Origin of the sequence: Celerinatantimonas diazotrophica, from assembly GCF_004339545.1 — a bacterium.
Classification (GTDB): domain Bacteria; phylum Pseudomonadota; class Gammaproteobacteria; order Enterobacterales; family Celerinatantimonadaceae; genus Celerinatantimonas; species Celerinatantimonas diazotrophica.
In genome coordinates, this window is the sequence record NZ_SMGD01000001.1 from 11,904 (window position 1) to 27,599 (window position 15,696).

Annotated in this window: 11 protein-coding genes, 1 other RNA gene and 1 pseudogene; 8 read left to right on the forward strand and 5 right to left on the reverse strand. The window is 42.9% G+C overall.

Annotated elements, in window-relative coordinates; translation table 11 throughout:
- The first annotated feature begins 13 nt into the window (after positions 1 to 13).
- Positions 14 to 961, forward strand: a pseudogene (locus tag EV690_RS00060) (alcohol dehydrogenase catalytic domain-containing protein).
- 138 nt (positions 962 to 1,099) lie between these two features.
- On the opposite strand, the gene ffs reads toward EV690_RS00060, so the two are convergent.
- The 4 genes from ffs to topA all read right to left on the reverse strand — a co-directional run bounded on the left by ffs (position 1,100) and on the right by topA (position 7,627).
- An RNA gene (gene ffs, locus EV690_RS00065) (signal recognition particle sRNA small type) lies at positions 1,100 to 1,196 on the reverse strand.
- Between the two features lie 183 nt (positions 1,197 to 1,379).
- Complete coding sequence (pfkA, locus tag EV690_RS00070) at positions 1,380 to 2,342, reverse strand: 6-phosphofructokinase (protein ID WP_131910907.1); 963 nt, start codon at positions 2,340 to 2,342, stop codon at positions 1,380 to 1,382.
- 406 nt (positions 2,343 to 2,748) lie between these two features.
- Positions 2,749 to 4,785, reverse strand: a complete 2,037-nt coding sequence (locus tag EV690_RS00075; RefSeq protein ID WP_131910908.1) for a hypothetical protein — start codon at positions 4,783 to 4,785, stop codon at positions 2,749 to 2,751.
- Positions 4,786 to 4,996: 211 nt separating this feature from the next.
- Positions 4,997 to 7,627: a type I DNA topoisomerase gene (gene topA, locus EV690_RS00080; RefSeq protein WP_131910909.1), complete on the reverse strand. Its 2,631-nt coding sequence runs from the start codon at positions 7,625 to 7,627 to the stop codon at positions 4,997 to 4,999.
- A 330-nt stretch (positions 7,628 to 7,957) separates the two neighbouring features.
- Between topA and astB the strand changes: the two genes are divergently transcribed.
- Positions 7,958 to 9,298 carry an N-succinylarginine dihydrolase gene (gene astB / locus EV690_RS00085; protein ID WP_131910910.1) on the forward strand — a complete coding sequence of 447 codons (1,341 nt, stop codon included), beginning with the start codon at positions 7,958 to 7,960 and terminating at the stop codon, positions 9,296 to 9,298.
- Between the two features lie 67 nt (positions 9,299 to 9,365).
- On the opposite strand, the gene sohB is transcribed toward astB, so the two are convergent.
- The gene (gene sohB / locus EV690_RS00090) at positions 9,366 to 10,388 is read right to left on the reverse strand and encodes a protease SohB (protein ID WP_131910911.1); all 1,023 of its coding nucleotides are present in this window, start codon (positions 10,386 to 10,388) and stop codon (positions 9,366 to 9,368) included.
- A gap of 137 nt (positions 10,389 to 10,525) precedes the next feature.
- Between sohB and EV690_RS00095 the strand changes: the two genes are divergently transcribed.
- From EV690_RS00095 to EV690_RS00120, 6 genes are all read left to right on the forward strand, one after another.
- Positions 10,526 to 11,290, forward strand: coding sequence for a YciK family oxidoreductase (locus EV690_RS00095; protein ID WP_131910912.1), 765 nt, complete (start codon positions 10,526 to 10,528; stop codon positions 11,288 to 11,290).
- A complete protein-coding gene (locus tag EV690_RS00100; RefSeq protein WP_131910913.1) occupies positions 11,287 to 12,177 on the forward strand; it encodes a LysR family transcriptional regulator in 891 nt (296 codons plus the stop codon). Before EV690_RS00095 ends, EV690_RS00100 begins: the two co-directional genes overlap by 4 nt.
- 240 nt (positions 12,178 to 12,417) lie before the next feature.
- Positions 12,418 to 12,696, forward strand: coding sequence for a FeoA family protein (locus tag EV690_RS00105; protein WP_224054881.1), 279 nt, complete (start codon positions 12,418 to 12,420; stop codon positions 12,694 to 12,696).
- The gene (feoB, locus tag EV690_RS00110; protein WP_131910914.1) at positions 12,693 to 15,032 is read left to right on the forward strand and encodes a Fe(2+) transporter permease subunit FeoB; all 2,340 of its coding nucleotides are present in this window, start codon (positions 12,693 to 12,695) and stop codon (positions 15,030 to 15,032) included. The genes EV690_RS00105 and feoB overlap by 4 nt, the downstream gene beginning before the upstream one ends.
- The gene (locus tag EV690_RS00115) at positions 15,032 to 15,277 is read left to right on the forward strand and encodes a FeoC-like transcriptional regulator (protein WP_131910915.1); all 246 of its coding nucleotides are present in this window, start codon (positions 15,032 to 15,034) and stop codon (positions 15,275 to 15,277) included. The genes feoB and EV690_RS00115 overlap by 1 nt, the downstream gene beginning before the upstream one ends.
- 57 nt (positions 15,278 to 15,334) lie before the next feature.
- Positions 15,335 to 15,670, forward strand: a complete 336-nt coding sequence (locus tag EV690_RS00120; protein WP_131910916.1) for an SUI1 family translation initiation factor — start codon at positions 15,335 to 15,337, stop codon at positions 15,668 to 15,670.
- Positions 15,671 to 15,696: the final 26 nt, after the last annotated feature.

Genomic DNA, 15,696 nt, shown 5'->3' on the forward strand with positions numbered 1-15,696 from the left:
CAAAAACTACAAAATGTCTAACACCACTGCAAACACAAGAATTCACCAGCTCTGTTTCGGTCAACCGAAAGATTCATTGACGATTGAACATGTATATCTGGATTCGCTTGAATGAAGATAAAATCAGAGTAAAAATCGAAGCAACGAATATTAATCCAAGCGACTTGTTGTCTATTCATAGTGTAGGTCAATACAGGCATTGTCATCAATGCCCAGAGTACCCGGATTTGAAGCTGTTGGGCAAATCATCAACTCCAACTATGCAGAATTTATCGTAAGGCAAAGTGTTGTCGTGGCTACTAGCAGACTTGGCAGAAATATATAGACGTCTCACCAGATAACCTCTTCGTCATTCCGCCTCATCTGGACAACGGCTATGCGTGCCAGTTGTATATAAATGCGCTAACAGCGTGGGTTTTAACCACCTAAATTGCTCAGTTGAAGAAAGAAGATGTACTGATTATCAACGCTGGAAGTTCTGCAATAGGTAAAATTTTTGCGTAGCTATCTTCATCGCTAGGGTTCACTCTTATTGTCGTAACATCGAAGCCTGAAAATTATCCATATGATACAAACCATGTAATAGATGCAAAAGTAGACCTACTCACTCAAATACAGCAACTTGATTTGCCTAGCCCCAATATTGCATTCGACGCTATTGGAGGCAAAGAAGGAACTGAGCTGATTCATACCATCGGCGATAATGGACGGTATATCAAATATGGAACTCTTTCTCTAGAGTTCTATGAGCCTCGCTTCTTTGAATATTCGAAGAACCTAAACATTAACTTCAATACATTTTTCTTACGTTACTGGGAAAATGCTGTTGGTAAAGAGATTCGGCGTGAAAAATTTTCGATGATGCTAGACCATTCCATTGGAACAAATTCAGGATGCTATCAAACTAATCGAGTCTAAGCCTACGAACTTACATGGAAAAATCATTTTGCTACCAATGTAGTAGAGATATGACCATTTACGGCTAGTTATATATCTTAAATTCTGAGGCGTACCCCATAACTAAGTATTTACGTTAAAACACTATAGGGTAATGATTCAATAGTTCAGATTTTGGATTCAGCAACAAAAGAGGTGGCGGTCCTACGAGCAACACCCCGGCACTCGAGTCGTCTGCTGCGGCTGCTCCCTTCCAGGCCTGACCGAGTCCACAGAGTATCGATGCGGGAGAACCCGCAGAACCACCATAGAAGATGTTTAACATTGATGCTAAACGAGGCAAGATAATATCAGTCACTCCATAGATTGCAAGCTGATATTGGCTTAGCCATGACAGGTTGCATACTTTTCAAACGAATAGGCAACCTGTTGTGGAACATTTGCTCACTAGACAACCCAATGAGCAATTGAACGATAATGAACTAAAACAATCTTTGCTGGAGAGTATAAAGATCTTGAGCAAATGGACGACGCATAGTTTCAATACATTCGATAATATCGTGGTGAACCAGTTGGTTATTCTGGATACCAATACAACGCCCACCCTTGCCTTCTAGCAACAATTCAACGGCATAGCCTCCCATCCAACTAGCTAGAACACGGTCACGCGCAGTTGGTGCACCACCACGCTGAATATGGCCCAGGACGGTTGCACGAGTTTCGCGCTCCGTTGCCATTTCAATCCCAGCAGCCAGCTCGTTGACATTCGTGATATGTTCAGTAATCACGATAATAGCGTGTTTTTTACCTTTTAATTTCCCTTCGTTCAAACTTTTAAGTAAATCAGCTCGATTAAAGCCAACTTCAGGGATAATTACGTACTCCGCGCCACCCGCAATTGCGGCTTGAAGGGCTAAATCACCGCAATAACGGCCCATGATTTCAACGATAGAAATACGGTTATGAGATGATGAGGTATCACGGATCCGGTCAATTGCTTCAATTGCTGTATTTAAAGCTGTATCAAAGCCGATAGTATAATCCGTTCCAGCGATATCGTTATCGATAGTGCCGGGAATACCAATACATGGAAATCCCATTTCAGTGAGCTTTTTAGCTCCCATATATGAGCCATCGCCGCCGACCACAACCAAGGCATCGATACCATGTTTTTTCATATTCTCGACCGCTTCTTCCCGAACTTTCTCTTCTTTAAACTCAGGGAAACGGGCCGATCCTAAAAAGGTTCCACCGCGATTAACAACATCAGAAACGCTATAGCGTTTCATTTTTTCAATTCGGTCCTCGTGCAACCCCATATAACCATCATATACGCCATAAATCTCTAGGTCATGAGAAAGACCAGTGCGGACCACTGCGCGAATGGCGGCATTCATACCGGGTGCATCGCCACCGCTGGTTAGTACCCCAATTTTTTTAACCATTGGATTCCTCTCAATTCAATCCTGTTGGAAATTTTGAAAAAAAACTACATCTGATGGCTCTCAAGCCAAGATGACTCATTCTGCATCATTGATAACATAAAGCTCTTTTAACATCAGATGCCGGGTTACCCCAAACTTTATGGGCGTTATTCTGCCACAAATCCATCTAAAATTTAATGCTTCACATCAACACTTTAATCTCAAAGTAAGAATCTTACATTACTGTGATCAAAATAGTGCATTGCTTCGCCATACAGAGCAAAATCTCACCATTGAAATGATAGTAAATTTCACAAAATAACAAACCACCATAAGTTATTAACCACAGAGAATAGTCCGATTCAGAGATGAAGACTCAAGAAAAGCATGGAATCTGATGGCACAGATTGTGCCATCAGCTTAACGGCTATTTGACGTTGTCGTTAAGAGTAAGAATGTTAGTTTTACTAATACGGTGGCGATAAATTTCTCGAAGATAACGTATTGCGTTCTTCACATTATCGATATCTAATCGAATATCATTAATTGAGACAAACCGTTGCTGATCTTCAATCAACTCGCGATATTTTTTCTCATACATTGGCTTAATCGCGTACCAGTTTGTATCCAAAATTTTAGCCGGATTTTCATATTGACTAAAATACTGCTCAATCAATGAGTCATCAAACTCATCAGAGCGGATCAAATCAATAATTGTTTTGTCGATATCATCACTAAAACGATACTCATCTTTGGCAAAGCAACGTTTCATATAAGCAACCATCAAGGTTAAGAAATCATCACTCAAGCAAGGACTCTTGGCAACTAAGGTTGTTAATGACAGGTTTGCTGACGCACCAATAACGAGTGCATAACGCTTCAGTGTCGTATTGGGACACAAGCGATTCAAATGAACTTTGAGCTGATTCAATGAGGTAAACGACAGTTTGTAATCTCGGGGCAGCGAGATAATTGACACAATAGAAGAGCAGTTTTTATAAAAATGCAGCTGATTCAACTCACTTGGGTCAAACCCACTCGCACGGTAACGCTGAATGCTTTCGCGATAATGTTCTGACTCGATCGGTAAAATACTGATCCCTTCAATTGCAGAGGTATCATCATTGAAATGTGGTAAATCAATTGAGCGACAGAACAGATCATCAATATTCACCGACTCTTGATGAACATTATCAGAAACCACACTTTCGGCATACGCAACAGCGACGGGGCCTGCCAAACTCATAAATAGATCGTTAGCATCAAGACGAATAGTTTCAGCAATATCTATCCCAGCACGACGAAAATAATCCTCGTCATAATCAGTGGTCACCGCCTGAGCAGTGAGGATATTGAAGATTTGTTGAGAAATATACTGATTCGCATATTTCTCCATGGTATTCACATCGATGTCTTGAGAATTCTTGCCATTCTCTTGCTCAGCATAACGCATAATGTCATTCGAAATTAACATCATGGCATTCCAAGGCCGGATCCGCTTCATCACATCTGCGGGCACTTCATCTTCTTCACGTTCTTCGTTATAAGAAAAATTCCACTCCTCGGATATATATTTGGTCAACAGTCGCCCAGCATTGATATGTAAGGCTTCAGAAATATCCAAATTATGTCCAGAGATATTGGGTAAAATACAGATACCAGAGGTGAAAATAGGTTCAAACACAAAACTATGTCGTTTATCAACCTGCTGATTTTGCACTACTTTGTAATCGAAGGTCTTACTTAAGTATGAAAATTGCTGCGCCAGGCCAAACTCTGAAGCCATCCCCGAACCAGTTCCGCCACCAGCACTGAAAATATAAAAATACAACCGCGACTGATTCGCTTTAATACCACACGAATCAACCAGATAAGAATGCATATGCCGCCAACTGTCATTACGAAAACTAGCGGTATCTTTGTTGAGAATAATTTTAGCCAAATATTGGCCAAGAATCGGTGCATTCCCTGCCCCACCGGCGTGAACCTCGGAGAGATCCATAATCTGCAATTTGCGATATTCGTTTAAAAAACGTGCTCGACCTTTTTGGTTAGAAAACCGAATGCGACCTTCAATATCCTTATCTAAGTCCCCCAGCATCACAATAGGTTCAATGAGAAAAACAGGTTGAGTACGACTCTTATCATCAAGGGGCAGATGGCGACGGATCCAGCGCATTGGCTCCATTTCTCGTTCATGTGCTTTTTGTTGTTGATATTCCAATTCGCTAAGGTAGCTTGTTCTAGCATTAAAAACGAGGGTAGCAACATCCAAGGCAATGTTAGAACCACAACGGCCTAACCCAATCAGGCAGACTGATGGAAAGCTTTGCTCATTGATTACCGCATCTTCAGAAATCTTAGGTGAAATTTGCTGGCGAACCACATCAAGATTTTCTAAGATCTGCTCTAAGTCATTCTCCGTAAAATAGAGATGTTCAATAGGTAGATTATCTTGGCTCATTACCATGTCCTTTTGTTGAGCACTAAATCAGCATGTACTGTAATTAAGATCGATAATTACTAATAGTGCAAGTTTTATTGCACTAACATGTTAATCTTACGTCATTTTTTCTTATTAATCTCAGAATCAAAAGATGTCTTTTAAAGATATAAAAAAACCGCAAACATGAGTTTGCGGTTTTTAGCTCAGACAAGAAAAATGTCAACTCACGTTATTTTTTCTTTTTACGTTTATCACTCACTTCCCAACGACCATCACGATAATAAGCGGCCCATCCGGTTGCTTTCTTTTCAACTTCAGTCATTACGTATTGTTCTTTATTCTTACGGCTATAACGAACAACAGTTGGATTACCATCTGGGTCATGAGTCGGCGCTTGAGTTAAATAGTGGAACTTCGGTGAAATACGGTCTTTAAACTGCACCAACTCTGCCACTTGAGGCGCTCTCGTTTCTCGTGATTTAGGGAATGTATTGGCTGCCAAGAAAATTCCTGAAGCACCATCACGTAACACAAAATATGCATCACTTTGTGAACACTTCAGTTCAGGCAAATGAACCGGATCTTCGCGAGGAGGAGCCACTTCACCGTTTTTTAAGATCTTGCGCGTATTTTTACACTCAGGATTAGTGCAAGCCATATATTTACCGAAACGTCCGGTTTTAAGCTGCATATCATGGCCACATTTGTCACATTCGACAACCGGACCATCATACCCTTTGAGTTTAAAATTCCCCTCTTCAATCACATAGCCATCACAGTCGGGGTTATTCCCACAAACATGTAACTGGCGATGCTCATCAATCAGATAACTATCCATAGCAGTGCCACATTTCGGACACCGTTTTTTGGCCATTAAGGCCTCAGTTTCCATCTGCTCTTCGTCTGCAGACTCAACTTCCTCGCCAGGGATTAAGTTAATGGTACATTTACACCGCTCTTTCGGTGGTAAAGCATAACCACTACAACCTAAGAACACCCCTGTACTGGCGGTACGAATTCCCATCTTACGACCACATTGGGGGCAATCGATATCGGTTAAGACTGGAACATTAGCCCGCATCCCATCGGCTTCATCTTCAGCATGATGAAGTTTATGGGTAAAATCATCGTAAAATTGATCGAGCGTCTGTCGCCAGTCGCGATGACCATCAGCCACTTCATCTAGCTCTGCTTCCATATTGGCAGTAAAGTCATAGCTGAGTAGATTCGGAAAATTCTCACAAAGTCGATCAGTAACAATTTCTCCCATTTTCTCAGCGTAAAAACGCCGCTTCTCGACATGAACATAGCCGCGATCTTGGATCGTCGAAATAATCGAAGCATATGTTGAAGGACGACCAATGCCACGTTTTTCGAGTTCTTTTACCAAAGAAGCTTCGTTATAACGTGCCGGCGGTTTGGTAAACAATTGCTGTGGGTCAATCGCTTTGAGATTAAGCTTGTCACCTTGTTGTACGGCTGGCAGTGCTTGCTCTTCGTCTTTTTTAGCGCTGACAGCTGGCATCACTTTAGTCCAACCCGCAAAACGTAAGATACGACCTCGTGCTTTAAGCTCGTAGTCTCCGGCCTGGACGGTCAATGTCGTTGAATCATATTGCGCAGGTGTCATCTGACATGCCACAAACTGACGCCAAATTAATTCATAAAGTTTTTTAGCATCATTATCAACATCTTTTAAATCGCCTGATTTAATAGCAACGTTACTAGGACGAATCGCTTCATGCGCTTCCTGGGCACCGGCTTGGCTAGAATAAATATTCGGTTTCCCCGGCAAATACTGTTGACCATACTCAGAGTCGATAAATTCACGAACAGCATGTAGTGCATCTTGGCTCAAATTGGTTGAGTCAGTACGCATATAAGTGATGTAGCCGGCTTCATATAGCCGCTGAGCCAACATCATGGTTCGTTTCACCCCATAACCTAAGCGAACACTCGCCCCCTGCTGCAATGTAGAGGTGATAAAAGGTGCTCGGGGTTTCGTTTGAGTCGGTTTGTCTTCGCGCTTGGTCAGCTCATATTTAGCGCTTTTAAGCGCCTCAAGAGCCACATCAGCTTCAGCTTTGCTATGCGCTTCAAATGTTTTGCCCTGAAACTTAGCTACCTGCATACGCAGCGCATCTTTTTTCTCAGTCAGCAGATCGGTGAAAATATTCCAATACTCTTGAGGAACAAATGCTTTAATTTCACGTTCCCGCTCAACGACTAGTCGCACTGCCACCGATTGGACTCGTCCGGCAGATAACCCGCGGGCAATTTTTTTCCATAATAGCGGCGAAACCATATACCCTACGACTCGGTCGAGGAATCGTCGGGCTTGTTGGGCATTCACACGAGCGATATTTAATTCACCCGGTTTGGAGAAGGCTTGTTGAATTGCTGTTTTTGTGATCTCGTTAAACACTACCCGTTTAAAACGAGATTCATCACCGCCAATAATTTCTCGCAAATGCCAAGCAATCGCTTCCCCTTCGCGGTCCAAGTCGGTTGCTAGATAAATAGTATCGGCTTTAGCGGCTAGTTGTTTCAGCTCATTCACAACTTTTTCTTTGCCCGGCACAATCTGGTAGTTTGCCTGCCATTCATGCTCAGGATCGATCCCCATCCGAGACACCAACGCATTTTTTTCACGTTGTTTTTTGATCTGGGCTTTTTCTTCAGCACTTAAACCTTTTGTCGAAATCGGATCAGCCTTTTTTTTACCTGCTGACGAGCCTCCACTTTTAGGTAAGTCGCGGACATGCCCTACGCTTGATTTAACAACGTACTGATTGCCAAGATACTTATTGATGGTCTTCGCTTTGGCTGGCGATTCCACAATAACCAGTGATTTACTCATTCTTTTAAAATACCGTTGGCCCACTGAAAACTTTCGGGCTTATAAATAAAAATTATATCCAGTCTTGCGGCACATCCTCGCAAGCCCAACCCCAATTTGCAACTCTGTTTGTCTCAAATGAGGTGAAAATAACCACTTATCAACTTATTTCATAATGACAAATTCATTACCTTTCTAACGGTAGCAATCTTATCAAGACGGCACATTCGCTCTATTGAACTGTCAAAAAAACCATAGATAAACAAGCCAGCTTTTGCCATACTTTTACTCTTGAGCAGGGTACAAAAATAATTAAATCAATAAATTCAAGCTTTAACGCTGAGGATGGCTATGAAACACTACGAAGTAAACTTTGATGGTTTAGTTGGCCCCACCCACAACTATGCTGGCTTATCCTTTGGTAATGTTGCCTCGCTATCTAATGCAAAAGCAATATCCAACCCTAAAGAAGCTGCTAAACAAGGGTTGGCAAAAATGAAATCTCTTCATGACCTGGGATTAATTCAAGGCGTTTTAGCACCGCAAGAACGTCCTGACTTAACGACTCTCAGACGACTTGGCTTTACAGGTGCTAATGCCAAAGTTCTAGAAAAAGCTGCATCACAAAGTCCACAGGCATTACTGGCATGCTATTCAGCCTCAAGCATGTGGACAGCCAATGCGGCAACAATTTCACCCAGTGCCGACACTCAAGATGGCCGTGTACACATTACACCGGCAAATCTAGTTGATAAGTTCCATCGCTCAATTGAGCCTGATGTGACAGGCGCCATTCTAAAAGCAACTTTCCGTGACAGCAAATATTTTATTCACCATCACCATTTACCATCTCATCCAGACTTTGGTGATGAAGGCGCGGCGAACCATACGCGGCTTTGTTCTAACTATGGCCGCGCCGGGCTAGAGTTGTTTGTCTATGGGCGTAGTTGCTACGATACCACTCGCGCACATCCCAAAAAATTTCCCGCTCGACAAACATTAGAAGCCAGTCAAGCAATCGCCCGCTTACACCAACTGGATGAAGATACGGCTCTATTTGTTCAGCAAAATCCAGATGTCATCGATCAAGGTGTCTTCCACAATGACGTCATCGCGGTGGGTAACCAAAATGTTCTTTTTTATCATGAACAAGCATTTGTGGATGCACAACAGCTTCAAGATGATATCTGCCATCGCATGCCCGAAACACAACTGCACTTTATTGAAATAGCCGAACGGCAAGTCAATTTAAATGATGCCGTCAAAAGCTATCTCTTTAACACTCAATTAGTTACTTTGAATGATGGTTCAATGGCAATCATTGCGCCAACCGATTGTCAAGAAACCCCCAGCGTTAAAGCTTATTTAGATGAACTTCTAACGAAGAATACACCGATCCAGAAAATTCATTATTTTGACGTGAAGCAATCAATGCGAAATGGTGGTGGTCCAGCCTGCTTGCGTTTACGTGTAGCATTGAGTGAACAGGAAGTTAACGCAATCAATCAATACACTATTTTAAATGATCAACTGTTCGATACACTGAACCGTTGGGTTGAAAAACATTACCGTGACCGGTTAAGTTTTGATGATCTGCGCGATCCTTCGTTAATTACTGAGTCATACACTGCACTGGACGAACTCACGCACATTTTAAAACTCGGCTCCGTTTATCCCTTCCAGCAGCTATAAATTAGCCATTAATTAAAAAGCTCGCTTATCAAGCGAGCTTTTTATAATGTGGATGCGGTTACTGGATTTAACGCATCCAGTCCCATTTACCTTGATTAATGAAGCGTCCCACAGCATTTTCAACGCCCATTGCAACCGATTTACCTAATCGATCTGTGATTTTTTTCTTAATCTGATAGTGAACTTTAACCACTTGGCGCTCTTTATAGTGACGCATCAAATAGTCATCACTGGTTGTGACTTCATCAATCAGGCCATTCTCTAACGCCTGTTTACCAAACCAGTGCTCACCGGTAGCAACTGTTTCTACATCTAATTCAGGTCGATATTGACTTACAAACCCCTTGAAAAGCTGATGTGTTTCTTCTAGCTCTTCACGAAATTTTTCTCGACCATCTTCGGTATTTTCACCAAACATCGTTAATGTCCGTTTATATTTACCCGCAGTAATTTGCTCGTAATCAATATCGTTTTTCTTCAGCAATTTATTAAAGTTAGGAAGCTGTGCAACCACACCGATGGATCCAACAATAGCAAACGGAGCCGCCAGAATTTTATTGCCGATACAGGCCATCATATACCCACCACTGGCCGCAACTTTATCCACAGCTACCGTTAATGGAATGTCAGCACTGCGAATCCGCGCCAATTGTGAAGCTGCCAATCCATATCCATGCACCATTCCTCCACCACTTTCTAAGCGGATCAGCACTTCATCTTCAGTTTTGGCAACCGCAAGAATTGCACTCACCTCTTCCCTTAACGAACGGACTTCTTTGGCATCAATACTCCCTTTAAAATCGATGACAAATAATTTGTTCTGCCCTGGTTTAGGTTGTTTTTTATTCTTTTTACGTTCCGCTTTAACCGCTTTATGATGGATTTTACGCTCGCTTTTACCCATCATTGTTTCACTGAGTTGATCGCTCATCTGACGATACTGTTCAGATAAGTCTTCAATATTTAAGCCACCTGACTTATGGCGATTTTTCATGCCAGCAGCCATAACAATCAATACAATTGCGCCGATGGCTGCAACGATAATGATAGCTTCAATTAAAAAAGTGCCAATATGGTATAAAAAATCCACGGTAATCCTCCGAAAGTGTTTGTTATATTTTAGGATGTCTTGGCATCGAGTGTCTATGGTCTATCATTACAGGCTCGCCATTAGGTATAATTTACTGTATAAAAGTTTTCTCACTCCGAAGACGCAGCGAGGCAATCATGGCAGTTTGGCAAAATCATGACTATCTAAATTTTCAACCACAGGCCAATAGCTTAGAAAATAAAGTGATCCTGGTTAGTGGTGCCAGTGATGGTTTAGGGCAATGTGCCGCCATTGAATACGCCAAATTAGGTGCCGATTTAGTACTTTTAGGAAGAAATCGCCATAAACTAGCCCAAACCATTGAAAGGGTTAATCAATATCCTATTCAGACGCTCGCAATTGATTTAGATTTAGCCATAGCAAGCGCTGAGGACTATCAATCTCTGGCTGCAAATATTAACGCTCAGTGGCACCGTTTAGATGGCGCCCTGCTCAGCGCCGGTATTTTAGGTGAGCTATGTGGCATTAAAGATATTCGTCTAGCCGATTTTGATGAAGTCATCAATATTAATCTTCGTTCGCAGTTACTTTTAACTCAGGCACTGCTACCGCTGTTAAATAATGCCCCAATGAGCTCTTTGGTGTTAACAACTTCAACAGTTGGTCATATTGGCAAAGCACAATGGGGAAGCTATGCCATGTCTAAATTTGCAGTGGAAGGGTTAACACAAACACTGGCTGATGAATATAAAGAAACATCCTTACGAGTGAATTGCATTAACCCCGGGGCAACTCGAACCTCGATGCGAGCCCAAGCCAAACCAGACGAAGACCCGCTTATTTTAAAAACACCTCAAGACATTATGCCGACTTACTTTTATTTAATGGACGATAGCAGTGCTCATATCAATGGTTATTGTCTGGATGCTCAACCCAAATGAGTCGATACCGCGCTCGTACCACCATTGAGCAGTGGCGCATTTTCCAGGCTGTCGTACATTGCGGCAGCTATGCTCAGGCGGCTAAAGAGCTCAATAAAAGCCAGTCATCACTCAACCATGCAGTCACAAAATTGCAAGCGCAGCTCGGTGTGCAACTGCTAGAAGTCAGAGGCCGTAAAACACATCTGACTTCAATTGGGCAAGTCATGCATCGGCGTAGTCAACTATTAATGCAACAGGTGGAAGATTTAGAGCAGCTGGCGCATTCGCTAGAAGAGGGATGGGAGCCAACATTAACCATCGCAGTTGAGCATTTTCATCCAAAAGCAAAAATATATCAGGCGCTAAAACAGTTCCTACCACATAGCCGAGGAACTCGAGTCACCATTTATGACACGGTTTTATCAGCAACTGAAGAAGCGATTACCGAAGCTGAAGCTAATCTAGTGATTACGCCTGAATTACCTCGAGGTGTTTTAGGAACATGCCTTTGCTACAGCAAGTTGATCTTGGTAGCCTATCGTCAACATCCACTGGCACACCTATCTCAGATTGCTTACGATGATTTAACTCAACATCTACAATTAGTGATCCGCGACAACGGTAAACATCCGAATGATAGCCATGGTTGGCTTAAAGCAGAACAGCGCTGGACACTCTCAAGCTTTAGCGAAGCATTAGAACTTCTACTCCAAGGACTCGGTTTTGCTTGGCTTCCTGAACACCTAGTCACCGACTATCTCAAGTCAGGCCAATTAGTTCAATTGAGGATGCGCCGGGGTGCAGTCCGTCAATTTGCTAGCTATCTGGTAGTCTCACGCCCTCAACATCAAGGCCCTGCTGGAGCACTGCTTGAGCAACTTATTCTAAATCAATATCTAAATTAGTTCATTCGCACAGTGAAATTTACGCTAGACTCTTCTATCTATTTTCCCCATTAACCAGCTGATTTACTGTAAATTTAAATGTATTTAATTTAAATCTTCAAAAAAAGCTTGCACAAATAGCGATTTAGATCAAAATTCTATTTACAAAGAAGAATTATTATCATTCCAGTTTCTAAGTCACCTGATGAAGACAATAAGACTTTATATTGATTTAACAGCTCAATCACCAATAGAGATGCTATGACAAACCAAGCAACACAAACCGGTGCACCACAAACCATCAAACAGATGCAGCTCGGCAATCAAGCAGTAATTATCAAGATCAATGGTACATTCCAACAAATTCAAAGAATTCAAATGCTCGGCCTTCGCAAAGGCGGACATATCAAAGTGGTTCATGGACCCGGACGACGAGGGGCGGTTGTTCAATCTGGAGGCGCTCGTATTGCGCTTGGAAAAGAGATTATTGAACAAATTGAAGTCACCCCTATTAACGTCCAAGAGGATCAGACACGATGAGTGATTGCTGCAACACTGCTGAAGTCCATGTTAATAATGCCCCTGTCATCGCACTAGCAGGCAATCCAAACTGTGGAAAAACAACTTTATTTAATCTGTTAACGGGTTCCCACCAGCATATTGGGAATTGGCCTGGTGTTACAGTCGAAAGACGAACCGGATTATTAAATATTAAACGTCAGAAAATGGAATTGGTCGACCTACCCGGCGTTTATAGTTTGCTTGGAGGCGGGAGTGCCGATCAAGCCGTCGCTCGGGATTTTTTACTCGATGAAAAGGTAGATCTAGTCATCAACATTGTCGATGCATCCAATCTTGAGCGACACCTGACGATGACAGCCGAGTTATTAGAAATGGGCAAGCCAATGCTGTTAGTGCTGAACATGGTTGATGAAGCACAATCGCTAGGCCTAAAGCCTGAAGTTGAGCGATTAAGTGCCAGCTTGGGGATTCCTGTTGTACCGATGATCGCCCGTAAAGGTCATGGTCGGAAAGAGCTAGAACAGACCATTGAAGCGTGCTTTAAAAATCCGCAACACGGCATTACAGTTGAATATGATAATGATACCCAGAACGCTCTATCTGAGCTTGAAGCCGCTATTGACAGTTCAGTTAATCCTGCAAGACGTCACTTCGCTGCATTACGCCTGTTAGAAGAACTCTCAAGCACGGACAACGAGCATGTCAATGCGCTATTAAACGAGCAGCGAGCCAAAATCCGCCAGTCTCAAGGCGAAGAGCCAGTTGATATGATCGCCAGTGCTCGGTTTAGCTGGACCTATAAGAACGCTCAGTTAGCTTTTAGCAAAATAGCAGCTAATCCGCGACGACAAAAAATTACAACTTGGTTAGATAATTTGGTATTAAGCGACTGGTTCGGGGTTCCGATTTTTCTAGTCGTTTTATATCTGGTCTTTGTTATTAGTTACAGTGGCGGAAACATCTTCCTCGACTTCTTCGACCAAGCCTCATCGGCTCTACTTATTAGTGGTGTCGGTCACGTCTTATATTTAGTCGGTCTGCCCGATTGGCTTGTTTCGATTATTGCTGGAGGGATTGGTGGTGGCTTGAATCTGGTGATCACCTTTGTTCCACCGATTGGACTCACCTTTTTATTCTTGGCTCTGCTTGATGATTCAGGCTACATGGCTCGAGCCGCTTACGCTATGGACCGGTTGATGCGCCGCATGGGATTACCTGGCAATACATTGGTGCCAATGGTGATTGGCTTCGGTTGTAATGTACCCGCCATTATGGGCTCACGTATCATTGAGGATCCACGTGGCCGGGTATTGACTGTTTTAATGCAACCCTTTATGTCTTGTTCAGCTCGCCTGACAATTTACATGGCATTTGCAGTCGTATTTTTTAGAGAAAACGGGGGTCAGGTTGTTTTCTTACTCTATGTAATTGGAATTATTGTTGCATTTCTAACCGCGTGGCTTCTTGGGAAAACAGCCCTTCGCGGTAATCCCCAGCCATTTGCAATGGAATTACCCCCCTACCGTCTGCCTAGTTTAAACAGTGTATTACTGCAAAGTTGGCATCGCTTGAAAATATTTATGTTTCGAGTTGGCCGAGTCATTGCCGTCATAGGTTTAGTGCTATTTATTTTGCCAGGTATTGGTTGGCAAAATGGGAAATTAACCACCACCGATATAGATCATTCCCTACTCGCACAGGGCAGCCGTGCACTAACTCCTATTTTTACACCGATGGGAATTAAACCCGATAACTGGCCCGCTGTATCTGGGTTAATTGCCGGAGCTGCCGCCAAAGAAATTGTGATTGGGACCATGAATGGGATCTATCAGCGGCAAAACACAGAGGATCTAATGGCCAGCTATCGTCATCCCGATATCTTGAGCAAACTTAAAGATGCCTTGGCTACTATTCCTGCAAATGCCAAAGTATTCTTCTCAACATTAGATGACCCACTTGGGATATCAAGCCTGCACAACGATACGGATGCCCGTCAGGCCTCTGGTGCTAGTAGTGCCACTTTAAAAGCTCTGGCCATCGGATTTACCCCGTTATCAGCCTTTGCCTATATGGTTTTCATCCTATTGTATATGCCATGTGCCAGTACCATGGGTGCTTTGCGCCGTGAAGTCGGTTGGGGTTGGATGATATTCTCAAGTATCTATGGTATTGCTATCGGCTGGGCTGGAGGCACATTAATCTATCAGCTTGGTAGCTATATTTACCACCCTGATAGCTCTTTAACATGGTGTATTAGTATTGTGGTTGGTTTTGTTGTATTGGTTGTCGGATTACGCTGGTTTGGGAAATATCAAGATACTCAAAGCAGCGTGACAATGGAGAGATCTATTTAATGAACCCTTTATTTGCTATTCGTGATTTTATTAAAACAAATCAGGTTGCCAGTGATGTTCAAATTGTCGCATCTCTTGAGCTCCCTAAGCCTGTGGTTCAACAGGCATTAGAGCATTGGTCTCGTCGGGGGATTATCTGTGCCGAACCAGCCACGTGCAGTTCGGGTCAAAGCTGCCGCAATTGTGCACTAGGTGGGTGTCACTCATCTAGTGGCAATCTATATCGTTGGAATATGCCTCATTGAGTCGATCTATACAAAGCGCTACACTACGCGATGTGTATATTTAAACAGGGCTGACCTATGGGTAGTTTACAAGATCAGTTAAGTCAGATAGTTTACTCAACTGACCAAGGGCGAGTCACACCCGAACCAGAACCCGAAAAGATCCCTCAAGGTGATGGTGTTATTCGCCTGCGCCGAGAGACAAAAGGACGTAAGGGTAAAGGTGTGACAGTATTAAGTGGTTTTGGTGTATCCAGTAGCCAACTTAAAGATATAGCTAAGACGCTGAAGAAACATTGTGGTGTGGGTGGCAGTGTAAAAGAATACACGATTGAGATTCAAGGGGATCAGCGAGAGCCTCTGGAAAAATGGCTCAGTGCTCACGGCTACCGTTTTAAGCGAACGGGTGGATAATTCACTGATATATGCGCTATAGCGCG

What these genes read in the sequence shown, in the direction of transcription:
- pfkA (WP_131910907.1), bottom strand. Translation starts at nt 2,342, where the DNA reads ATGGTTAAAAAAATTGGGGTACTAACCAGCGGTGGCGATGCACCCGGT.
- EV690_RS00075 (WP_131910908.1), bottom strand. Translation starts at nt 4,785, where the DNA reads ATGAGCCAAGATAATCTACCTATTGAACATCTCTATTTTACGGAGAAT.
- topA (WP_131910909.1), bottom strand. Translation starts at nt 7,627, where the DNA reads ATGAGTAAATCACTGGTTATTGTGGAATCGCCAGCCAAAGCGAAGACC.
- astB (WP_131910910.1), top strand. Translation starts at nt 7,958, where the DNA reads ATGAAACACTACGAAGTAAACTTTGATGGTTTAGTTGGCCCCACCCAC.
- EV690_RS00095 (WP_131910912.1), top strand. Translation starts at nt 10,526, where the DNA reads ATGGCAGTTTGGCAAAATCATGACTATCTAAATTTTCAACCACAGGCC.
- EV690_RS00100 (WP_131910913.1), top strand. Translation starts at nt 11,287, where the DNA reads ATGAGTCGATACCGCGCTCGTACCACCATTGAGCAGTGGCGCATTTTC.
- EV690_RS00105 (WP_224054881.1), top strand. Translation starts at nt 12,418, where the DNA reads ATGACAAACCAAGCAACACAAACCGGTGCACCACAAACCATCAAACAG.
- feoB (WP_131910914.1), top strand. Translation starts at nt 12,693, where the DNA reads ATGAGTGATTGCTGCAACACTGCTGAAGTCCATGTTAATAATGCCCCT.
- EV690_RS00115 (WP_131910915.1), top strand. Translation starts at nt 15,032, where the DNA reads ATGAACCCTTTATTTGCTATTCGTGATTTTATTAAAACAAATCAGGTT.
- EV690_RS00120 (WP_131910916.1), top strand. Translation starts at nt 15,335, where the DNA reads ATGGGTAGTTTACAAGATCAGTTAAGTCAGATAGTTTACTCAACTGAC.